Origin of the sequence: Arthrobacter sp. NPDC057013 (genome assembly GCF_042674585.1) — a bacterium.
In the GTDB taxonomy this organism is placed as follows: domain Bacteria; phylum Actinomycetota; class Actinomycetes; order Actinomycetales; family Micrococcaceae; genus Arthrobacter.
Genome location: NZ_JBHUSE010000002.1, coordinates 68,082 through 87,956, shown reverse-complemented (window position 1 = coordinate 87,956; position 19,875 = coordinate 68,082). Strand labels below are relative to the sequence as shown.

General features: G+C 67.0%; 19 protein-coding genes and 2 riboswitches. Of the genes, 12 read left to right on the top strand and 7 right to left on the bottom strand.

The features are described from left to right. Positions 1–15 precede the first annotated feature (15 nt). On the top strand, positions 16–804 hold the full coding sequence (locus ACFTSA_RS04450; protein WP_377949935.1) for a DeoR/GlpR family DNA-binding transcription regulator: 789 nt from the start codon (positions 16–18) through the stop codon (positions 802–804). Positions 805–832: 28 nt separating this feature from the next. On the opposite strand, the gene ACFTSA_RS04445 is transcribed toward ACFTSA_RS04450, so the two are convergent. Continuing rightward, positions 833–1,513, bottom strand: coding sequence for a histidine phosphatase family protein (locus ACFTSA_RS04445; protein ID WP_377949933.1), 681 nt, complete (start codon positions 1,511–1,513; stop codon positions 833–835). A gap of 87 nt (positions 1,514–1,600) precedes the next feature. Between ACFTSA_RS04445 and ACFTSA_RS04440 the strand changes: the two genes are divergently transcribed. After that, complete coding sequence (locus ACFTSA_RS04440; protein ID WP_377949931.1) at positions 1,601–2,380, top strand: CPBP family intramembrane glutamic endopeptidase; 780 nt, start codon at positions 1,601–1,603, stop codon at positions 2,378–2,380. Positions 2,381–2,471: 91 nt separating this feature from the next. Here ACFTSA_RS04440 and ACFTSA_RS04435 read toward each other — a convergent pair whose 3' ends face one another. Continuing rightward, positions 2,472–3,110, bottom strand: coding sequence for a VOC family protein (locus ACFTSA_RS04435; protein ID WP_003802054.1), 639 nt, complete (start codon positions 3,108–3,110; stop codon positions 2,472–2,474). A 128-nt stretch (positions 3,111–3,238) separates the two neighbouring features. Then, positions 3,239–3,355: riboswitch (SAM riboswitch) on the top strand. 42 nt (positions 3,356–3,397) lie between these two features. On the opposite strand from ACFTSA_RS04435, the gene ACFTSA_RS04430 reads away from it, so the two are divergent. The 4 genes from ACFTSA_RS04430 (at position 3,398) to ACFTSA_RS04415 (ending at position 8,959) form a co-directional block, all read left to right on the top strand. Further along, on the top strand, positions 3,398–4,714 hold the full coding sequence (locus tag ACFTSA_RS04430) for a bifunctional o-acetylhomoserine/o-acetylserine sulfhydrylase (protein ID WP_377949929.1): 1,317 nt from the start codon (positions 3,398–3,400) through the stop codon (positions 4,712–4,714). Between the two features lie 105 nt (positions 4,715–4,819). Further along, positions 4,820–4,935: riboswitch (SAM riboswitch) on the top strand. A gap of 12 nt (positions 4,936–4,947) precedes the next feature. Continuing rightward, on the top strand, positions 4,948–6,123 hold the full coding sequence (locus tag ACFTSA_RS04425) for a homoserine O-acetyltransferase (protein WP_377949927.1): 1,176 nt from the start codon (positions 4,948–4,950) through the stop codon (positions 6,121–6,123). A gap of 214 nt (positions 6,124–6,337) precedes the next feature. Then, complete coding sequence (locus tag ACFTSA_RS04420) at positions 6,338–7,720, top strand: MFS transporter (RefSeq protein WP_377949925.1); 1,383 nt, start codon at positions 6,338–6,340, stop codon at positions 7,718–7,720. A gap of 93 nt (positions 7,721–7,813) precedes the next feature. Further along, positions 7,814–8,959 carry a zinc-binding dehydrogenase gene (locus ACFTSA_RS04415; RefSeq protein ID WP_377949923.1) on the top strand — a complete coding sequence of 382 codons (1,146 nt, stop codon included), beginning with the start codon at positions 7,814–7,816 and terminating at the stop codon, positions 8,957–8,959. An 87-nt stretch (positions 8,960–9,046) separates the two neighbouring features. Here the strand turns inward: ACFTSA_RS04415 and ACFTSA_RS04410 are convergent, their stop codons facing one another. Continuing rightward, a complete protein-coding gene (locus ACFTSA_RS04410; RefSeq protein ID WP_377950220.1) occupies positions 9,047–9,949 on the bottom strand; it encodes a LysR family transcriptional regulator in 903 nt (300 codons plus the stop codon). Positions 9,950–10,092: 143 nt separating this feature from the next. Between ACFTSA_RS04410 and mmsB the strand changes: the two genes are divergently transcribed. The 3 genes from mmsB to ACFTSA_RS04395 all read left to right on the top strand — a co-directional run bounded on the left by mmsB (position 10,093) and on the right by ACFTSA_RS04395 (position 13,215). Beyond that, a complete protein-coding gene (mmsB, locus tag ACFTSA_RS04405) occupies positions 10,093–10,995 on the top strand; it encodes a 3-hydroxyisobutyrate dehydrogenase (RefSeq protein WP_377949921.1) in 903 nt (300 codons plus the stop codon). Between the two features lie 38 nt (positions 10,996–11,033). Then, positions 11,034–12,518, top strand: a complete 1,485-nt coding sequence (locus ACFTSA_RS04400; RefSeq protein WP_377949919.1) for a CoA-acylating methylmalonate-semialdehyde dehydrogenase — start codon at positions 11,034–11,036, stop codon at positions 12,516–12,518. Positions 12,519–12,717: 199 nt separating this feature from the next. Then, the gene (locus ACFTSA_RS04395) at positions 12,718–13,215 is read left to right on the top strand and encodes a hypothetical protein (RefSeq protein ID WP_377949917.1); all 498 of its coding nucleotides are present in this window, start codon (positions 12,718–12,720) and stop codon (positions 13,213–13,215) included. A 55-nt stretch (positions 13,216–13,270) separates the two neighbouring features. On the opposite strand, the gene ACFTSA_RS04390 is transcribed toward ACFTSA_RS04395, so the two are convergent. From ACFTSA_RS04390 to ACFTSA_RS04380, 3 genes are all read right to left on the bottom strand, one after another. Further along, positions 13,271–13,945 carry a hypothetical protein gene (locus ACFTSA_RS04390; RefSeq protein WP_377949915.1) on the bottom strand — a complete coding sequence of 225 codons (675 nt, stop codon included), beginning with the start codon at positions 13,943–13,945 and terminating at the stop codon, positions 13,271–13,273. A 147-nt stretch (positions 13,946–14,092) separates the two neighbouring features. Then, positions 14,093–15,298, bottom strand: a complete 1,206-nt coding sequence (locus ACFTSA_RS04385) for a winged helix DNA-binding domain-containing protein (protein WP_377949914.1) — start codon at positions 15,296–15,298, stop codon at positions 14,093–14,095. Positions 15,299–15,353: 55 nt separating this feature from the next. After that, positions 15,354–16,151 (bottom strand): SGNH/GDSL hydrolase family protein, encoded by a 798-nt coding sequence (locus ACFTSA_RS04380; protein ID WP_377950219.1) that lies wholly within the window; start codon positions 16,149–16,151, stop codon positions 15,354–15,356. Positions 16,152–16,320: 169 nt separating this feature from the next. Here ACFTSA_RS04380 and ACFTSA_RS04375 point away from each other — a divergent pair, with 169 nt between their 5' ends. After that, complete coding sequence (locus tag ACFTSA_RS04375) at positions 16,321–16,971, top strand: alpha/beta fold hydrolase (protein ID WP_354261847.1); 651 nt, start codon at positions 16,321–16,323, stop codon at positions 16,969–16,971. A 7-nt stretch (positions 16,972–16,978) separates the two neighbouring features. On the opposite strand, the gene ACFTSA_RS04370 is transcribed toward ACFTSA_RS04375, so the two are convergent. Then, positions 16,979–17,212: an RNA-binding S4 domain-containing protein gene (locus ACFTSA_RS04370; protein ID WP_377949912.1), complete on the bottom strand. Its 234-nt coding sequence runs from the start codon at positions 17,210–17,212 to the stop codon at positions 16,979–16,981. Between the two features lie 33 nt (positions 17,213–17,245). Between ACFTSA_RS04370 and ACFTSA_RS04365 the strand changes: the two genes are divergently transcribed. Together ACFTSA_RS04365 and ACFTSA_RS04360 are read left to right on the top strand one after the other, a co-directional pair. After that, the gene (locus tag ACFTSA_RS04365; protein WP_377949910.1) at positions 17,246–18,256 is read left to right on the top strand and encodes a DMT family transporter; all 1,011 of its coding nucleotides are present in this window, start codon (positions 17,246–17,248) and stop codon (positions 18,254–18,256) included. Between the two features lie 231 nt (positions 18,257–18,487). Continuing rightward, positions 18,488–19,873, top strand: a complete 1,386-nt coding sequence (locus ACFTSA_RS04360; RefSeq protein WP_377949908.1) for a glycine--tRNA ligase — start codon at positions 18,488–18,490, stop codon at positions 19,871–19,873. Positions 19,874–19,875: the final 2 nt, after the last annotated feature.

Below are 19,875 nucleotides of genomic sequence, written 5' to 3'. Positions count from 1 at the left end.
CGTGAAAGGCCCTGCATGACCCGCACCGACCGACTGACGGCCATCCTTGATCTCCTGGCCGAGGCCGGCCAGGTGGAAGTCGAGGAGATCGTCACCCGGCTCGGCGTATCGCCGGCAACCGCGCGGCGTGACCTGGACAGCCTGGCGAAGCGGCGTCTGCTGACGCGGACCCGCGGCGGTGCCACCACCGGTGCCCTGGCCTACGACCTTCCCGGCAGGTACAACCGGGACGACCATGCCGTGGCCAAACAGGAAATCGCACTCGCCGCCTCGGCACTCATCGCCCCGGGCATGGTGATCGGGCTGTGCGGCGGCACCACCAGTACCGCCCTGGCGCAGATCCTTGCCACCCGCGAGGACCTCAACTCGCCGTCGAACCAGCCCACCCTCACGGTGGTCACCAACGCCATCAACATCGCCTCGCAGCTTGCCGTCCGCCCCAACATCAAGGTGATGGTGACAGGCGGCATCCTCAACACCAGGTCCTACGAGCTCGTGGGCCCGTACACGGACATCATCATGCAGAAGGTGGTGCTGGACATCGCCTTCATCGGGGTCAACGGCATCGACGCCGAAGTGGGGCCCACCAACACCGGCGAGGCCGAGGCGACTGTTAACGCCCTGCTGGCCAGCCGCGCCAGCGTCTCCTACGTGATCGCGGATTCCTCCAAGGTTGGCCGCCGTGCGTTCGCCACGATGGACGGCTACAACTTCACCCGGCTCATCACCGACTCGGGCATTTCGGCGGCGGACAAGGCCGCATTCGAAGCGCGTGGCACCGAAGTGATCGTGGCCGGCGCCTGACGCCCGGCGGGAACGAAGACAGCGTCCCCTAGAAGATTACCGGCGGGGCGTCCAGCACGGTTTCATCCACCCTGCGGTCCACCCACTGGGTGAAGGGGGCGTCGAGCTCGTACTTGCCCAGGCTGTTTTGAACGAGCATACGGACTTCAGCGTTCTCCGGGTTGTTCAGCGACTCGAAGTACTCCACTGACCAGTGGAACCAGCGCATGCAGAACAGACGCATCGTCAGGCCGTGGGTCACCAGCAGGGCGTTGGGGGAGTAGTCCGGCTTGGACCAGTGCCGGTACAGGGTTTCCATGAACGAGGAGATCCGGTCGTACACGTCGGAGCCCGACTCGCCCTCCCGGAAACGGTAGAAGAAGTGGCCGTAGGCGTTGCGGAGTTCCTTCTGGTCCTCGATGTCGCCCGAAATCTGGAAGTTGGCCCAGTCCTGCTCGCGCAGCCGCGGCTCCTCAATCACCCGCTCCGTCAACGAGCCGAGGTTCAGTGCTTCCAGCGTCTGGTAAGCACGCAGGTACGGCGACACGTAGACGCTCACCTGCCGGCCGTCCAGCTCGCGGCGGATGCGCTCCCCGGCGGCCTTCGCCTGCTCCAGGCCCAGCTCCGTCAGCGGAATCCGGTAGTCGGGCACCCTGTTGTAGATGGAAGTGTCCGCGTTGGCCGCGGACTGGCCGTGCCGGATCATGATGATTTTCCCGGGAGCGCTCATAGTTCCCCAGCATAGGGTCAGCCTGCCGCCGGACAGGAACCGGCGGGCTGACAGGAAAGTACCAGCAGCTGCAGGCAAGATAGGAACATGTTGGTTCCCTCCCGCCGCCGGCTGCGGTTCGAAGTATGGATTGTCCTGGGCCTGTCGCTGGGGCAGTCCGCCGTCTACTCCGTGGTGCAGCTGCTGGAGAAGATGACCCGGGCACCCCTGGCTCAGGGGACGTCCACGCTGAACAGGTCACAAAGCACCCGCGAGTATTTCGACCTGACCTACCAGCTGCTGGACATCATTTTCGCCCTGGTGCCGGTCCTGCTGGTCATCTACTTCCTGACCGACCAGCGCCAGGCGAGGCCCGGGACCGGGCACGACTCCGGCTCGGCGTTCCGGAAGCTGGGATTCAACTTCGCCCGGCCGGGCAGGGACCTGCTGCAGGGGCTCGGGCTGGCCGCCCTGATCGGCATCCCGTCGCTGGGCCTTTACGCGGCGGGGCGCGCCCTGGGCATCACGACGGCGATCATCCCCAGCGGCCTGGATGCCTACTGGTGGACCGTACCAGTCCTGATTCTTTCCGCGGTGCGCCACGGGATCGTTGAGGAAGTCATTGTGGTGGGCTACCTGCTGGACCGGTTCGGCAAATTCGGCTGGTCCATGCCCCTGGCGATCTTTGTGTCCTCGATGCTTCGCGGCAGCTACCACCTGTACCAGGGGTTCGGACCGTTCATTGGAAACGCCATCATGGGCGTGGTTTTCGCGTGGGTCTACACCAGGACCCGCCGGGTGATGCCGCTCGTGATCGCGCATGCGCTGCTGGACATTGTCGCGTTCGTCGGGTTCAGCCTGTTCGGCAAAGCCGTCGGCCTGGGCTAGCAACCAGCCCTTAAAAGTGATTCGGCCGCCATCGGCGGGTGGCGTCGTTGGCACCCGCTGATGGCGGCCGAAGTGAAGGGCAGAAAGCGCGTCAGATGGTGACGGCGCCGGCTGCGGTTTCGAACGTGACGGAGAGGATTCCCGGCGTGCCGTGCGGGGCCACCCAGTTCACGGCGACATCCTCCAGCGGCCGTTCAACCGGCTCGCCGAGCCACTCGGTCACGCGCTCGGCGGAGCCCGCGATCGTGAGGCTGGACATCTTCACATTGCTGTCATAGGCGTTGGACGGGTGCAGGCCCGGATCGCCTTCCCACTTCAGCATGTACGGAACCTGCGGGTCCGCGATCAGGCCCAGGATGCCGATCTGCTTCCAGACCAGCTCCCGGCCGTCGGGGAACTTGCGGTTGCCGTTGACGGCGGAGCGGCCGAGGCGCTCCTCGAAGGGGGCCAGGTCGTCAACTTCGACGCACCAGCCCATCCAGCCGCCGCCCGCCGCGGACCGGGCCCGGACGGCCTGGCCGAATGGTGCCTTGTCCGACGCCGGGTGGTCCAGGACCTCAACAACCTCGAGGTACTTGTGGCCGGCCAGCGGAATAATCATGTTCCGGGTTCCAAACCGGGGGTGCACTCCGCCTTTGACGGCTTCGACGCCGAGGGCAGAGGAGATACGTTCGGTGGTGGCCGCGAGGCCATCGTGTTCACAGGCGTAAGAGACGTGATCCATGCGCATGCCCTCATCTTGGCACTTTGTGACGGGGCTCTCAGCTTAGGGTTGCCTAACCACGCGAAAAGTCCATACTTTGACGAACTTCGTCACAAAGCTGTGCGCGTAATACTGCCATTCCTACACTGATCGCAGGTCATGAGCGCCAGCGAAGAAAGCCCCGGCTCGCTGGCCGGCAACCCTCCACCGCGGCGGGGTGCCCCGGGTGAAGACCTGGCTGCGCGGCGTCCGCCGTGCGGCAAGCGCGGGCCTGTGCCGGGACCAGCACATGCCCCTTGAGCAAAGGAGCCTGCATGTCCAACGCATGGTCATTCGAAACACGCCAGATCCACGCCGGCCAGGTGCCGGACAACGCCACCGGTGCCCGGTCGCTGCCGATCTACCAGACGACGTCGTTCGTCTTCCCCAGCGCCGAAAGCGCGGCGGACCGCTTCGCGCTCGCCGAAATCGCGCCCATCTACACCCGGATCGGCAACCCGACCCAGGACGCCGTCGAGCAGCGGATCGCCAGCCTGGAGGGCGGGCTCGCCGCGCTGCTCCTGAGCTCCGGCCAGGCTGCGGAAACGTACGCCATCCTCAACATTGCCGAGGCCGGCGACCACGTGGTGGCCAGTCCCAGCCTCTACGGCGGCACCTACAACCTGCTGGCACACACCCTCAAGAAGTTCGGCGTGTCCGTGACCTTCGTGGCCGACCCGGACAACCTGGAGCACTGGCGCGACGCCGTGCAGCCGAACACCAAGCTCTTCTTTGCCGAGGTGGTCTCCAACCCCCGCCAGGACGTCCTGGACATCGAAGGTGTTTCCCGGACCGCGCACGAGGCCGGGGTGCCGCTCATCGTGGACAACACCCTGTCCACGCCCTACCTCATCAGGCCGCTTGAGTGGGGCGCGGACATCGTGGTGCACTCGGCCACCAAATACCTGGGCGGGCACGGGGCCGCCATCGCCGGTGTCATTGTGGATTCAGGCAACTTCGATTTCGGCAAGGATCCGGGGCGGTTCCCCGGGTTCAACACGCCGGACCCCACCTACAACGGCCTGGTCTACGCCCGCGACCTCGGCGCAGACGGTGCACTGGGGGCCAACCTGTCCTACATTCTCAAGGCTCGGGTCCAGCTGCTGCGCGACCTGGGCTCCGCCGTATCCCCGTTCAATGCCTTCCTCATCGCGCAGGGCCTGGAAACGCTGAGCCTGCGGGTGGAACGCCATGTGGCCAATGCGGTGGCCGTCGCCAGCTGGCTGGAAGCCAGGGACGATGTGGAGTCCGTGGCCTACGCCGGACTGCCGTCCAGCCCCTGGTATGAGCGGGGTCTGAAGTACGGGCCGAAGGGCACCGGCGCGGTGGTGTCGTTCACCGTGGCAGGCGGGGCCGAGGCAGGCAAGCGCTTCGTGGATGCCCTGGAACTGCACTCCCACGTGGCGAACATCGGCGACGTCCGCTCCCTCGTCATCCACCCGGCGTCGACCACGCACAGCCAGCTGACTCCGGAACAGCAGAGCGTGGCCGGGGTGGCCCCCGGCCTGGTCCGGCTGTCCGTGGGCCTGGAACACATCGACGACATCCTGGCCGACCTCGACGCCGGTTTCCGGGCGGCGAAAGGCGCCTGAGTCCGACCGCCGCCGGTGGAACTCCCGGCCCGGGAACGGGCCGGGAGTCACACAGCCGTCATATTCTTCGCGCAGATGTCCGCCTGTTTCGTAAACTGGGCAACAGGTCATGAGTGCCAGCGACAGCCCCGGCTTGCTGGCCGGCAACCCTCCTTCCGCGGTGGGGTGCCCCGGGTGAAGACCTGGCCTGCCGGACAGCTGCCGGCGGGCAAGCGCGTAGAAGAGGTTTACCCATGACGATTTCTGTCAGCAGCACCGATTTTCCCGCCGCCGAGGCTCGGCACGGCACGGCTTTGAACGGCACCGTTTGCGGCGGCCGCACCACTCCCGACGGTACAGTCCAGTACCTCAGCATCGGCAGCCTGGAGCTCGAGGCCGGGGGATTCCTGCCGGACGTGACCCTGGCCTACGAAACCTGGGGAACGCTCAATGAGGACGGCTCGAACGCCATCCTCGTGCAGCACGCCCTCACCGGCAGCACGCACGTGACGCGGGGCGCCGGTGACGAGGAGGGCTGGTGGGAACAGCTCGCCGGGCCGGGTGCGCCGGCGGACACTGACAGGTTCTTTGTCATTTCGATCAACATCCTGGGCGGCTGTTACGGATCCACCGGACCGTCGTCGAACGCTCCGGACGGCAAGCCTTGGGGCTCGCGGTTTCCGCTGGTGACGCTTCGGGACTCCACCGTGGCCGAGGCGCGGCTCGCCGACCGGCTCGGCATCGGCACCTGGCACGCCGTGGTGGGCGGATCCATGGGCGGGGCCCGTGCCCTCGAATGGGCGGTGACTTTTCCGGAGCGGGTCCGCCGCTGCGGTGTCATCTCCGTCGGCGCGAGGAGCACGGCCGAACAGATCGCCTTCGCGCAGGCACAGACACTGGCTATCCGGCAGGACCGCCACTTCAACGGTGGTGACTACTACGGCGGACCTGAACCCACGGAGGGCCTGGCGCTCGCCCGGCGGATCGCCCACATCACCTACCGGTCCGCCTACGAGCTCGATTTCCGGTTCGGCAGGAACGCGCAGGCCCCCGAAGAGCCGCTGCAGGCCGATGCCCTGGCGGGCCGCGGCCGTTACCAGGTGGAGAGCTACCTCGACCACCAGGGCAACAAGCTGGTCCGGCGCTTCGACGCCAACAGCTACATCGCCCTGACGGAAGCGCTCATGAGCCATGACGTCACCCGCGGACGGGGGACCCTTAAGGAAGCCCTGGCCCGGGTCACCGCCGACGTCTTCGTGGCCGCCGTGGAGACGGACCGGCTGTACTTTCCCGCGCAGTCGCTGGAACTCGCCGAGGCCCTGCCCGGGAATGTGGACGTGCACATGATCGATTCGCCGATCGGCCACGACGGGTTCCTCACGGAGATCGGCCAGCTGAACGCCCAGCTCAGGGAACACTTCCTGAACTGATCGGGCCCCGGTCAGTACGGCCGGAGCCTGCCGTACCGCGGCAATACCAGTGCAGCAGATGTGCATTTATGCAGATGCGCCCTGCACTATTTGGCGTTGAGCTTGCGTCATTGGCAGACCATACTCGTTGAATCCGGCGTTCGTGGTGCGCATCACACCCCGTCGCCATCGACTGGTCCCCGTGGTGTCGAGGAAGACACCGAAGGAGTTCGCAATGAGTACGGAAAGCTCCGCCGCAAGGCGTGCAGAAGAAACCGACGTCAAGGCCTCAGGCCTCAAAAAAGTTGTCACGGCGTCCATGGCCGGCACCGTGGTGGAGTGGTATGAGTTCTTCCTCTACGCCTCGGCTGCCACCCTGGTCTTCGGCAAGGCCTTCTTCCCCAACGCCGGCACCGAGCTGGACGGCATCATCGCCGCCTTCCTCACGTACGCCGTCGGCTTCGTTGCCCGCCCGATCGGCGGCATCGTCTTTGGCCACTTCGGCGACAAATTCGGCCGGAAGCAGCTGCTGCAGCTGAGCATCATCCTGGTGGGCGTCTCCACCTTCCTCATGGGCTGCCTCCCGACGTTCCAGCAGATCGGCTACTGGGCACCCGCGCTGCTGGTGTTCCTGCGGTTTGCCCAGGGCTTCGCAGTCGGTGGCGAATGGGGCGGCGCGGTCCTCCTCGTGGCCGAGCACAGCCCCAGCAAGTCCCGCGGCTTCTGGGCCAGCTGGCCGCAGTCCGCCGTGCCCATGGGCAACCTGCTTGCCACGGCCGTGCTGTTCATCCTGTCCTCCACGCTTACCCAGGAAGCCTTCCTCGGCTGGGGCTGGCGCGTCGCGTTCTGGCTCTCCGCGGTAATCGTCCTGATCGGCTACTACATCCGCACCAAGGTCAACGACGCCCCGATCTTCCTCGAAGCCCGCAAAGAGGTCGAGGCCGGGCACAAGGGCTACGGCATTGCCGAGGTGTTCAAGCGCTACCCGCGCGGCGTCTTCACCGCCATGGGCCTGCGCTTCGCCGAGAACATCCTCTACTACCTCGTGGTGACGTTCTCCATCACCTACCTCAAAACCGTGGTCCAGGCCGACACGACGCGGATCCTGCTGCTCCTGCTGTTCGCCCACGCCGTGCATTTTGCCGCCGTTCCGCTGGTGGGCAAGCTGTCGGACCGCTTCGGCCGCAAGCCCGTCTACATGGCAGGCGCCATCCTGGGCGCCACCTGGGGATTCTTCGCCTTCCCCATGATGGACACCAAGAACGACATGGTCATCCTGGCGTCCATCATGATCGGCCTGCTGTTCCACGCACTCATGTACGCCGGCCAGCCCGCCATCATGGCGGAAATGTTCCCCACCCGGATGCGCTACTCGGGCGTATCGCTGGGCTACCAGGTGACCTCCATCGTCGCCGGTTCGCTGGCGCCGATCATTGCCGCCTCGCTCCTGGGCACCTACAAGTCCTCTGTTCCGGTGGCCATCTACCTGCTGATCGCCTGCGCCATCACCGCCGTCGCCGTGTTCTTCCTGAAGGAAACCCGCGGCATCTCGCTCCACGACGTGGACGCGGCCGATGCCCAGGGCACTGCCGACCTGCTCGCTGCCGGCAAGAAGTAGGCAGGCGCCCCCAGCCAGTAGCCAGTCAGCTGCCCGGACCCGCTACCCACGCGGGTCCGGGCAGCTGCCAGTTCACCGACACCAAGGATTCCCATGAAAGCAGCAGTCCTCTACTCCACCGTCCCCAACACAGGCACCGCGGCCGGAGCCACATCGAAGCCCAGCTACGCTGACGCCCGGCCGCTGGTGGTGCAGGACCTGGAGCGGCCGGAGCCCCGCGGCGGCGAGCTGGGTGTTGCCATCACCTACTCCAGCCTGTGCCATTCAGACCTGTCCGTGGTGGACGGTTCGCGGGCCCGGCCCCTGCCGATGGCCCTGGGCCACGAAGCGGTGGGGCGGGTCGTGTCGGTCGGCGACGGGGTCTCGGACGTGTCGGCCGGCGACCACGTGGTGCTGGTCTTCGTGCCGAGCTGCGGGGACTGCCGCGCCTGCCGGTCCGGCCGTCCTGCGCTCTGCCACCGGGCGGCCGAGGTCAACGGCTCGGGCGACCTGCTGCACGGCGAGGCGCTGCTGCGGACGCCGGAGGGGGAGCGGATCAACCACCACCTGGGCGTCTCGGCATTCTCCGACTATGCCGTGGTGGCCAGGGAATCGGTGGTGGTGATTGACGACGACGTCCCGGACACTGTCGCGGCGATGTTCGGTTGTGCTGTGCTCACCGGAATGGGGGCCGTGCTGAACACCGCCGCTGTCACGGCCGGCCAGTCGGTGGCCGTCTTCGGGCTCGGGGCGGTGGGCCTTTCTGCCGTCATGGCCGCCAAACTCGCGGGCGCCGCCAGTGTGATCGCCATCGACCCCAACCCCGGCAAGCACCAGCTCGCCTTCGACTGCGGCGCCACCGCGGTGGGCACGCCGGAGGACGCGGCCAGCCTCATCAAGGAAGCTGCCGGCGACGGCGTGGACGTCGCCGTCGAAGCCGTCGGTTCGGCCGCCGTGATCGCCGCCTGCCTGGGGCACGTGACCCGGGGCGGGGCCGTCGTCTCGGTTGGCCTGCCCCATCCGTCGGCCGAACTGGCCGTGCCCGCGCTGCAGTTCGCCGGCGCCGGCAAGCGCCTGCTGGGTTCATACATGGGCGACGCGGTTCCCCTGCGGGACATCCCGCTCTACCTCGGCTACTGGCGCGCGGGCAAGCTTCCGGTGGAGCTGCTGCACACCGACACCAGGCCGCTCACCGAGATCAACGAGGGGCTGGATGCGCTGGCGTCCGGGCAGGTGGTGCGGCGGCTGTTCCAGGCCTGAGGCCTGACGGGGCAAGGCCCGACGGCGGGCGCTCGCCTGACGGGGCACGGTCCGGCGGGCGCTCGCCGGGTACCGCACGGCCGGGCGTCAGCCCGCCAGCACGGCTGCCCGGGCCTTCACTTCCTCCTTGAGCGACGCGATGACGGCCTGCACCGCGGCCGAACGGAGGGACTCCGGCCGTGCCACCGCCCAGATGGGCAGCTGGCGCTCGAAGTCGTCCGCGAGCACCGGAACGAAGTCCGGCTGCCCGGCCGCCATGAAGTTCGGCAGCAGCCCGATGCCTGCGCCCTGCCGCACCGCCTCCACCTGGGCGAAGACACTCGTGGCCTGGAAGCTTGACTTGGGCATCGGCAGCTCGGAGGACCAGCGGTGCCCCAACTCCGCCACCCGGAGCGCAGACTCAACGTAAGAGACAAAGCCGTGCTGCCCGACGTCGTCGAGGGTTTCCGGCAGTCCGTTGTCCGCGGCGTAGCCCGGGCTGGCGTACAGACGCAGGTAGTAGTTGCTCAGGAAGATGGTCTGGGCGTTGCTGACGTCGGTCCTGCCCACCACGATTTCCAGGTCCACGCCTGATCTGTTCTGGCTGACCTTCCGTGTGGCGCTCAGCATCTCGACGTTCAGCTGCGGGTTGTGCTGCTGCAGCCGGACCAGCGCGGGCGTGACGAACACGGCGCCGACGCCGTCCGTCGTCGCCACGCGCACGAGGCCGGACAGGGCGCTTTGGTCCCGGCTGATCAGGCCGGAGAGCGATCCCAGCGTGCTCTCGATAGCTTCTGCGGCCTCCACCGCGGAGACGCCGAGCTGGGTCAGCTCCCAGCCGTGCGGACTCCGTTCCAACGTTCGCCCGCCCAACTGCTTGTCCAGGGCGAGGATCCGGCGGGAGATGGTGGTGTGGGTGGTGCCCAGTGTCTCAGCCACCGCATTGAACCTGCCCAGGCGTGCAACTGTCAGCAGGATCAGCAGGTCGTCCGGGCTCGGAAGCCGCCTCAGGTCCACGGCAAGCCTTTCCTATGTGTGCATCAATGCACATACCGTCTGTAATTTTTCCTCTTGATTGCACTTTAGCAGGGTGTGATTGTGGACACAGACCTTCCGGCCCCGGCGGCCGGATCCGCAGCAAAGGAGCTTACGAAATGGCAGTCATCGGTTGGATCGGCCTCGGAAACATGGGCGGCAACATGACCGCGAACCTGGCCAAGGCCGGGCACGACGTCCGCGGTTTTGACCTCAACCCAGCGGCGCTCGCCGCCGCCGAGGAAGCCGGCGTCAAGCCCGTCGGCAGCATCGCCGAGGCCGTGGACGGCGCGGACGTCGTATTCACCATGCTGCCCAAGGGCGAGCACGCCCGCGCGGTCTATCTCGGCGAAGACGGCGTGCTGGCGCACGCGGACACCCGAACGCTGCTGGTGGACTCCTCCACCATCGATATCGCGTCAGCCCAGGAACTGCACGACGCCGCCGCTGCCGCCGGCTTCCGCTTCGTGGATGCCCCGGTTTCCGGCGGCATGAGCGGTGCCAAGGCCGGGACGCTGACCTTCATGGTGGGCGGCGAGGAGGGTGCCGTCGCCGACGCCACCGGCTACATCCGCCCCATGGCGGCCAACATCATCCCCACCGGCGGCGCCACCACCGGGCAGGCAGCGAAGATCTGCAACAACCTGATGCTCTTCATCAACCTGGCGTCCACCGCGGAAGGCGCCGTCCTGGCCGACCGGCTGGGCCTCGACAAGCAGGTCTTCTGGGACATCGCATCCGTCTCCTCCGGCGACTCCTGGGCGCTGCGTACCTGGTACCCGGTGCCCGGTGTCGTCCCCACCGCGGCCTCCAACAACGACTTCGCACCCACCTTCACCACCGAACTGGCCAACAAGGACATCGGACTCGCCATCAGTGCAGCCGAGGACACCGGCACGCCGCTCGAGATCGGCAAGCACGTCCAGCAGCTGTTCCAGCAGCTCATCGACGCCGGTGAGGCGGGCAAGGACTGCTCCATGATCATCAAGCTCGCCGACGGCTCGCTGGCCTCAGCCAAGTAGCCCCCACCAACCAGGCAACGTACGAAAAGAGACTTCCCGTGGAAACCATTCCCCATTTCATCAACGGCAGCCGCGTCAGCGACGCCGAACGTTTCGGCCCGGTCTTCAACCCGGCCACCGGCGAACAGGAGAAGCAGGTGGCGCTCGCCTCGGCGTCGCGGACCGAGGAGGCCATCGCCGCCGCCCGCGCCGCGCTCCCGGCCTGGCGTGCCACCAGCCTGGCCAAGCGCACCAACATCTTCTTCCGGGTGCGTGAAATCCTGAACCAGCGCAAGCCTGAGCTCGCCGCGATCCTCACCAGCGAGCATGGCAAGGTCCTCTCCGACGCCGAAGGCGAAATCTCCCGCGGCCTGGAGAACGTCGAGTTCGCCACCGGCCTGTCGCACATGCTCAAGGGCGAGCGCTCGGAGCAGGTCTCCAGCGGCATCGACGTCCACTCAGTCCGCCAGCCGGTGGGTGTCGTGGCCTGCATCACCCCGTTCAACTTCCCGGCCATGGTGCCGCTGTGGATGATCGGCAGCGCCCTGGCCTGCGGCAACACCGTGCTGCTGAAGCCGAGCGAGAAAGACCCCTCCGCCGCCATCTTCATCGCCGAGGCCTTTGCCGAGGCGGGGCTGCCGGCCGGTGTGCTGAACGTGGTCCAGGGCGACAAGGAAGCCGTCGACGTCCTCCTCGAGCACCCCGACGTCAAGGCGGTGAGCTTCGTCGGCTCCACGCCCATCGCGCAGTCGATCTACAAGCGGGCGGCCGACCACGGCAAGCGTGTCCAGGCGCTGGGCGGGGCGAAGAATCACATGGTGGTGCTGCCCGACGCCGACCTTGACATGGCTGCCGACGCTGCGGTTTCCGCGGCCTACGGCTCGGCCGGCGAACGCTGCATGGCCGTCAGCGTCCTCGTGGCGGTGGGCAACATCGCCGATGACCTCGTTGAGGCGATCTCCAGCCGCATGGCAGGCCTGAAGATCGGTCCGGGAACCGACCCGGCCTCCCAGATGGGTCCGCTGATCACCGCGGAGCACCGGGACCGCGTGGCTTCCTACGTTGCGGGAGCGGAAAACGAAGGTGCCACGGTGGTCGTCGACGGGCGCGCGCAGCAGTTCGATTCGAACGGCTTCTTCATCGGCGTCAGCCTGGTGGACCACGTGAAGCCGGGCATGAAGGTGTACGACGACGAGATCTTCGGCCCGGTCCTGTCAGTGGTCCGCGTGGACACCTACAACGACGCCGTCCGGCTGGTCAACGAGAATGAATTCGGCAACGGCACGGCCATCTTCACCCGCGACGGCGGGGCAGCGCGGCAGTTTGAGTTCGATGCCGATGCCGGCATGGTGGGCGTCAACGTCCCCATCCCCGTTCCGGTGGGCACGTTCTCCTTCGGCGGCTGGAAGAACTCCCTGTTCGGCGACACCCACATGTACGGCCCGGACAGCATCCGCTTCTACACCCGGGGCAAAGTGGTCACCACCCGGTGGCCTGACCCGTCCACCTCGGTGATTGACCTCGGCTTCCCGCAGATCGACTAAACTCGAAACCCGGTTTACATCAAAACTTGCGTTCGGGCCGGTCACGACCGGTCTGTGCCTCAGCCCGCGTCCCGCAGCCACAAGCAGCGGGGCGCGGGCTGTCTGTTTCCCGGGCCGTTTAGCGCGAACGTGCACTTGTGGCCCCGTGGCGGGCGCGAGGAACCTGTCTTTCCGCGGTGTCCGGTTCTATGCTGGCCGCATGGTCCGGCTGAGACCCATCGCATGCCTCGCTATCCTGTTGCCGGCGCTCCTGCCGGTGATCGGATGTGGCAAGACCTGCCCGACCATGGCCTGGATCAACTACGTCACTGTGGGACTGGACGGGGACACCCGCAACGTGGCCTGGGTTCAGCTGTGCACTCCGGACTCATGTTCCCAGCAAACAGACCGCCCAGCCCCGCCGCCGGTGCTCCCAACGGCAACTCCGACTCCCACGGGGGCCAACGGACTCGGCTTCCCGCCCGGGCAGGGTCCGGCCGAGCACCACATTTCGGTCGAGCGGAACGGCACCGATGCCTGGAGATTTGGATTCGTCATGGAATCGCCAGGGTCTGTGACAGTGCGGGCTCTCGATTCCGCCGGCAAGACGCTCGCGGAGAAACGGGTGTCGCTGGCCTGGCAACAGATTGGCAAAGCCACGGAATGCGGCGGTCCCGCGACAGCGGCTCCCGTCACCCTGACCGTCAACTCAACCTGAGGTGGTCTGGAGGCGGCCCCGCAGAGCATGAGTCATTGCGGCGCAGGCGTGCTGCCTAGCCGTTCATGATGTCATTGCGCCGGGCCATGTACTCCTCCATGGAGATCTGGCCGTCGCTGTACTGCTGATCCAGCTCAGCCAGCTTCCGGGCACGGAACCCCTGCGGAGCCGACGGCGGCGGGGGAGCTGAGGGGGCTGATCCAGTGGGAGGGGCGGGGTTCTGCTGAGGCTGGGGTGGCTTGGCCCGGTACTCCGGGCTGTCCTCATAGGGAACCTGCTCCTGCTGCCACGGCGGCGCACCGGCACCGCCGGGACCGTACTGGCCGGGGGACGGCTGGTTGGGATACGGCTGATTGGGGCCGGGCTGGGCGTATGGGGGATACTGCTGATCCGGGTAGGGCTGGTTCAGGGGCGGAAGCTCTTCACGGCCACCGCGCTGGGGAAATCCAAGTCCGCCGCTGAAGTAGTCCTGCTGCGTGTAGCCGTCCCTCGGCCGGTTGTCCGGGCGGCCCTGGAACGGGCCACCGAACGGGCCGCCCGGCTGGTTGCCGAACCGGTCGTCGCCGTTGTTAGGGAACCGGTTGGGAAACGGGCCGGGGTACTGTCCGGGCAGGCCGGGCCCCTGGTTCCGCCGCTGGACCGACCTCCGGTACATCCGCATGCCCATGGGAACCAGGACGGCCAGAATGATGATCCAAAAGAAGAAGTCGAACACGGCGGGGCCTCTCATTGAGTGTCCATTCCAGCTTAGCCCCGCGAGGGAACGCGCCCGGGATGCTTATGCCCAGAGCGCACGGCGGACCGGTAGGGGCGGAAGCCCACTAGTGCCGGGAGGCAGCTCCGGAACGCGGTGCACGGGAAGCCAGGGGCCGCGAAGTCAATTGCCCGCCGGAATCCGGACCGTCGGCATGCCGAGGAACTCCCGGTATCTGGCAACGGCATGCTCCGTGGCTTCATTCACGGCCTGCTCGGCAGAATGGCCCAGCGGCCGGGGGAACCGGATGTCCAGTTCGCAGCGTTCCGCGGCGGACCCCCGCCGGACCAGCGAATGCCGCCAGGAACCAGCCAGCATTCCGTCGAGCAGGACCACGTGCATGGGGTTGCCGCCAAAGGGATAGGCCGGCGCGGTTCCACCGAAATAGTGCCGCGAGACCGAGTAGCCCATGATGTATTCGTCGTAGCACTGGACCAGGTCGATCTGCCCCCGCCCGTCACCCGCCTGTCCTGGTCCCCAGCCCCGTCCTGGTTCGCGGACCCGCCAGGATTCCTCGCCCTGCCTCATCACTCCCGCACCATACTCAGCAGGCCGGAGATAGAAGTCGGCGCCGTCGAAGCTGGCGGCAACGATGGCGCCCGGCGCGATCTCGTCCGCCAGCGCCAAACCCTTGCGGACGTCCGCCATCGTGAGCCCCGACCAGTCTGCGCAGTCCCGGACGGTGGCAGGTCCCCGGCTGCCGAAGTACCTCAGGGCCAGGGCCGCCAACGATTCCTCCCGCGAGAGCACAGCGTCCCCCGCCACGCGCTCGCCGAACGCCGCATACGTCTGCCGCAGCGCGCCGCCTGTACTGCGAACGGGGGCGCCGCTGACCAGCACCCCGCTGATCTCGGCATGCATGATCAGGTAGGCGAGGGCGAGTCCCTTGGCCGGGAAACCGGCATCCGCCAGCCTGGCGGCCAGTTGCTCACGGGTCAGGTGGACGCCGCCTGCCACTGCTTCCGCCAGGACGTCGGAGCTCCTGGCGGCTGCCTCGTCGTCGATTCCGGTCCTGCGGTACGTGCCGGCGTTGGCCTGGTGCAGCCGGGGTTCGGAGAGGGTACGCAACCACGGCAGGTCGTCGCGGTGCACAAAATGCCAGGTTGGCCGCAGGATATGGGTGCGGAGAATCCGTCCGTCGGCAACCGCCTGCTCCACATCCTCCGCAGTCGCACCCGTCGTCCGCTGGGCCAGCGACCAGCGGGCATAGGAAAACTCCTGCGCCTGGACGGCCAGCAGGTTCTTCAGGGCTTCCTCCGCCGTCGAAGCCCGCGGCTCCCTCAGCTGCTGGCCGTCCAGCCGGGTCCGCAGCACCTCATGGGGTTCCATGCCCCGACGCCGCTCCTCACTTTTTGGCGGGTAGGTCACCTCTGGAGTTAAGTCACTACTGCCGGACGGGATCATCCAGGCCCAGCGGCCCTTCACCCGAACCCAACGGAACACCCGGACCGAACACAGGTCCCGGCGTCGGGCGTTTGGGAGTAATGCCATCGCCGGAGGACCGGTGGCGCAGACGCCGGACCACCCACGGCACAAAGTACTCCCGCGCCCAGACGAGGTCTTCATTGCGGGCCTCGCGCCAGCTGCGCGGCGGCAGCGGCTTCGGCGCGAGCGGCTCAAGGGTGTGCTCCACATTCAGGGCCTCGAGCACCATCGCGGCGATGGTGTGGTGTCCCAGCGGCGAGAAGTGCAGCCGGTCCTCGTTCCACATTTGCGGATCCCTTAACTGCCGGAGCGACCACATGTCGGCGATGACGGCGTCGTGCCGGGCGGCGATGGTGCGGAGATTCTCGTTGTAAATGGCCACCTTGCTGCGGATCCGGCCCAGCACCGACGAGCCTGTGTCCGGACCGTTGAACAGCACCACGGTGGCGCCGCTCATCCCGAGGATCTGCACCACCGGGTCGAGCCGTTCGGCGAGGGCATCCGGGTCGCCGCCGGGCCGGATGAGGTCGTTGCCGCCGGCGGAAAGCGTCACCAGGTCCGGTTTGAGGGCCAGGCACGGCGCCAGCTGCTGGTCGATGATCTGCTGCAGCAGCCGTCCCCGCACGGCGAGGTTGGCGTAGGCGAAATCCTCGTGGCCCCGTCCAAGCTCTTCCGCCACCCGGTCAGCCCAGCCGCGGTAGCCGCCCGGGCTGCTGGGTTCGGGGTCGCCGATGCCTTCGGTGAAGGAATCGCCCATGGCCACGTACCGGCTCCAGGGGTGGCGGGAAGGGGGCTCCTGGGTAGCTTCAACGGGCTCCGGGGCTTGCTGCAAAGGTTCGGTTCCGCTCACCTTCCCATCCTGTACCGTGACCGCCTGGCTACGCCACCGTAGGTTGTTACCGGAGGGTAACTGTAAGAATGGAGCCATGACTTTAGCCGACTCCTTTCCTGCCCCCGTTGTTTTGTGGTCCAAGCCTGAGGAAGCCAGGGCCGGCAAGCCACTGCTCGTCCTGCTGCACGGCTACGGCGCGAACGAGCAGGACCTCCTCAGCCTGGCTGATATGCTCCCGGACGACTTCGCTGTTGCATCGGTCCGCGCACCCATCGCCATGGGACCCGGCTTTTCCTGGTTCCCGCTGACAGGATCGATCGAATACTCCGTCGACGCCGTCAAGGCCGCCTCAGCGTACGTCCTGGACTGGCTGGACACGGTTAAGGCCAACCACCCGTCCGTCACCCTTCTCGGGTTCTCGATGGGAATGGCCATGGCCACCACGCTGCTCCGGCAGCGGCCCGCTGACTTTGCCGCCGTCGTCGGCCTTTCCGGCTTTGTGGTCAATGCGGATTCCGACGGCGAGTTCCGGGACGCCGAGCTGGACGGAACGGTGCCGCTGTTCTGGGGCCGGGACCAGCAGGACCCGGTGATCACGCCGGACAAGATCGAATACACGATGGGCTGGGTCCGCAAGCACGTGAAGCTGACCAAGGTCCTGTACACCGGCATGTGGCACGGCATCAACGCCCAGGAGGTCGGCCACGTGTCGGAGTTCCTTACCCACGAGGTGCTGAAGAAGTAGCGCTCTATTAACCCTGGGGAGCGCTGATCCGGACGGTCTGCCCGTTCACCGTCACCGTGTCCCCGTTGTGAAGCTGCCGGCCGCGCCGGTCGTCGATCTCACCGTTGACCTTGACCAGGCCGTTCTTGATCAGCTCCGTTGCCTCCACGCCGTCCTCCACGAGGTTGGCGAGCTTCAGGAGCTGGCCCAGGCGGATCATGGTGTCGCGGATGGGGATCTCTTCGATTTCCGGGTTGCTCATACCTGTAATGATGCCTGACGTTAGGTGAACCGAATGACCCATGCACCCCGGCTGCCCCTCACCGTGGGCCTTCCGATGGCCGTGGCCTCCGGCCTTGCGATTCCCGTCCAGGGGCGCATCAACGGGGCCCTCGGTGCCCGCCTCGGTGACGGCATCGCCGCGGCCGTCGTCAGTTTCAGCACCGGGCTGATTGTGATGGTCCTCGTATCCCTGCTGGCTCCGCGCGGGCGGGCCGGCCTCGCCCGGATCCTGCCCGCGCTGCGCGAACGCCGCTTCCCGCCGTACTACGCGCTCGCCGGCGGCATCGGCGCTTTCTTCGTCTTCGCACAGTCCTTCACCGTGGGGCTGCTGGGCATCGCCCTCTTCACCGTGGCCACAGTCACCGGCCAAACGCTGAGCGGCCTGCTGGTGGACCGCCTCGGTATCGGCCCGGCGGGGAAGAAGTCCGTGACGGGCATCCGGGTGATCGGCTGCATCCTCACCATCGCCGCGGTCTCGTGGGCCGTGTCACCGCGCTTCGCGGGCGGTGTTGTGGGCGCGTCCGGCGCTTCCGGAAGTGCGGCGGCCGGCTCGGCCGATCCCACGGCCCTCCTCCTTCCGATCATCCTGCCGGTCCTGGCCGGCTTCCTCATGAGCTTCCAGCAGGCCATGAACGGCACCGCCACCGTGCACTACGGAACGCCGATCGCTGCCACGCTGGTGAACTTCATCGCCGGTACCTGCGTGCTGTGGGTTGCCTGGTCCGTCAAGGTGGCAGTCGCAGGACCGGCCAACCCGCTGCCGGGAGAGTGGTGGTACTACCTAGGCGGGCCCATGGGCTGCGTGTTCATCGGCCTCGGCGCGCTGCTGGTTCGCAGTCTCGGGGTGCTGGTGACGGGCCTCGGCATGATCGCCGGCCAGCTGCTGGGGTCGCTGGGCCTGGACCTGCTGGTGCCCACCCCGGGCACCGTGGTGGAGGCGGCCACGGTGCTGGGGACACTGCTGACCCTGGCGTCCATCGTCGTGGCCACCCTGCCCTGGCCCCGGGGCGCCTTCCGGCGGTGAGAACGCCTTTTCGAAGGTGAGGGGCGGCGTCGGCCGGTGGGCGGCGACCAGAAGATGAGGAGCGCCCGGCAGCTGAGGGGCGCCCTCCGCAGGCAGCTCCCGGTAGGCTAGGACTCGCAGCTTCCTGCACAGTTTTTCCCTTTCACACGCCCCGCCCGGCACCCAGCCGCGGTCAGAGGGCCAGAGACACCGCGGACCGCACCCAGCGGCCCTGTAGAAATTGGAGTTCCCATGGCAGCAAAATCCGTCCTCGACCAGGTCATTTCCCTTTCCAAGCGGAGAGGTTTCGTTTTCCAGGCCGGCGAGATCTACGGAGGCTCGCGTTCCGCTTGGGACTACGGACCCCTCGGTGCCGAGCTGAAGGAAAACATCAAGCGCCAGTGGTGGCAGTCCGTGGTCCGCGGCCGCGAGGACGTGGTGGGCCTGGATTCCTCCGTCATCCTTCCCCGTCAGGTATGGGAAGCCTCCGGGCATGTCGAGGTCTTCTCCGACCCGCTCGTTGAGTGCCTCTCCTGCCACAAGCGCTACCGCGCGGACCACCTCCTGGAGGAATACGAGGAGAAGAAGGGCCGCCCCGCCGAGAACGGCCTGAAGGACATCGCCTGCGCCAACTGCGGAACCCGCGGTGAATGGACCGAGCCGCAGGAATTCTCCGGCCTGCTGAAGACCTTCCTGGGCCCTGTGGCCAGCGAGGAAGGCCTGCACTACCTGCGCCCCGAAACCGCGCAGGGCATCTTCGTGAACTTCAACAACGTGCTCACCACCTCACGGAAGAAGCCGCCGTTCGGCATCGGCCAGATCGGCAAGTCCTTCCGCAACGAGATCACGCCCGGAAACTTCATCTTCCGCACCCGTGAGTTCGAGCAGATGGAAATGGAGTTCTTCGTGGAGCCGGGCACGGACGAAGAGTGGCACCAGTACTGGATGAAGGAGCGCATGTCCTGGTACACCGGCCTGGGCATCAGGGAGGAGAACCTGCGCTTCTTCGAGCACCCGCTGGAAAAGCTCAGCCACTACTCCAAAGGCACCACGGACATCGAGTACCGCTTCGGCTTCCAGGGCTCCGAGTGGGGCGAGCTGGAAGGCATCGCCAACCGCACGGACTTCGACCTTTCCACGCATGCCAAGGCCTCCGGCACGGACCTCAGCTACTTCAACCAGGCCACCAACGAGCGCTTTATCCCGTACGTGATCGAACCGGCCGCCGGCCTGACCCGGTCCTTCATGGCCTTCCTCATCGACGCGTACACCGAGGACGAGGCCCCGAACGCCAAGGGCGGGGTGGACGTCCGCACCGTGCTGAAGCTTGACCCGCGGCTCGCGCCGGTCAAGGCCGCTGTGCTGCCGCTCAGCCGCAACGAGGACCTCTCCCCGAAGGCCAAGGACCTGGGCACGCAGCTGCGCAAGAACTGGAACATCGACTTCGACGACGCCGGCGCCATCGGCCGCCGCTACCGCCGCCAGGACGAGATCGGCACCCCGTTCTGCATCACGGTGGACTTCGACACGCTCGAGGACCAGGCGGTCACCATCCGTGAACGCGACACCATGAGCCAGGAACGCGTGTCCCTGGACAAGGTGGAGGGCTACTTGGCCGCCCGGCTGATTGGCGCCTAGCC

Bases quoted from the DNA above. Each gene is read 5' to 3' on its own strand.
- ACFTSA_RS04450 (WP_377949935.1), top strand. From the start codon at position 16: ATGACCCGCACCGACCGACTGACGGCCATCCTTGATCTCCTGGCCGAG.
- ACFTSA_RS04445 (WP_377949933.1), bottom strand. From the start codon at position 1,513: ATGAGCGCTCCCGGGAAAATCATCATGATCCGGCACGGCCAGTCCGCG.
- ACFTSA_RS04440 (WP_377949931.1), top strand. From the start codon at position 1,601: ATGTTGGTTCCCTCCCGCCGCCGGCTGCGGTTCGAAGTATGGATTGTC.
- ACFTSA_RS04435 (WP_003802054.1), bottom strand. From the start codon at position 3,110: ATGCGCATGGATCACGTCTCTTACGCCTGTGAACACGATGGCCTCGCG.
- ACFTSA_RS04430 (WP_377949929.1), top strand. From the start codon at position 3,398: ATGTCCAACGCATGGTCATTCGAAACACGCCAGATCCACGCCGGCCAG.
- ACFTSA_RS04425 (WP_377949927.1), top strand. From the start codon at position 4,948: ATGACGATTTCTGTCAGCAGCACCGATTTTCCCGCCGCCGAGGCTCGG.
- ACFTSA_RS04420 (WP_377949925.1), top strand. From the start codon at position 6,338: ATGAGTACGGAAAGCTCCGCCGCAAGGCGTGCAGAAGAAACCGACGTC.
- ACFTSA_RS04415 (WP_377949923.1), top strand. From the start codon at position 7,814: ATGAAAGCAGCAGTCCTCTACTCCACCGTCCCCAACACAGGCACCGCG.
- mmsB (WP_377949921.1), top strand. From the start codon at position 10,093: ATGGCAGTCATCGGTTGGATCGGCCTCGGAAACATGGGCGGCAACATG.
- ACFTSA_RS04395 (WP_377949917.1), top strand. From the start codon at position 12,718: ATGGTCCGGCTGAGACCCATCGCATGCCTCGCTATCCTGTTGCCGGCG.
- ACFTSA_RS04390 (WP_377949915.1), bottom strand. From the start codon at position 13,945: ATGAGAGGCCCCGCCGTGTTCGACTTCTTCTTTTGGATCATCATTCTG.
- ACFTSA_RS04385 (WP_377949914.1), bottom strand. From the start codon at position 15,298: ATGGAACCCCATGAGGTGCTGCGGACCCGGCTGGACGGCCAGCAGCTG.
- ACFTSA_RS04380 (WP_377950219.1), bottom strand. From the start codon at position 16,151: ATGGGCGATTCCTTCACCGAAGGCATCGGCGACCCCGAACCCAGCAGC.
- ACFTSA_RS04375 (WP_354261847.1), top strand. From the start codon at position 16,321: ATGACTTTAGCCGACTCCTTTCCTGCCCCCGTTGTTTTGTGGTCCAAG.
- ACFTSA_RS04370 (WP_377949912.1), bottom strand. From the start codon at position 17,212: ATGAGCAACCCGGAAATCGAAGAGATCCCCATCCGCGACACCATGATC.
- ACFTSA_RS04365 (WP_377949910.1), top strand. From the start codon at position 17,246: ATGACCCATGCACCCCGGCTGCCCCTCACCGTGGGCCTTCCGATGGCC.
- ACFTSA_RS04360 (WP_377949908.1), top strand. From the start codon at position 18,488: ATGGCAGCAAAATCCGTCCTCGACCAGGTCATTTCCCTTTCCAAGCGG.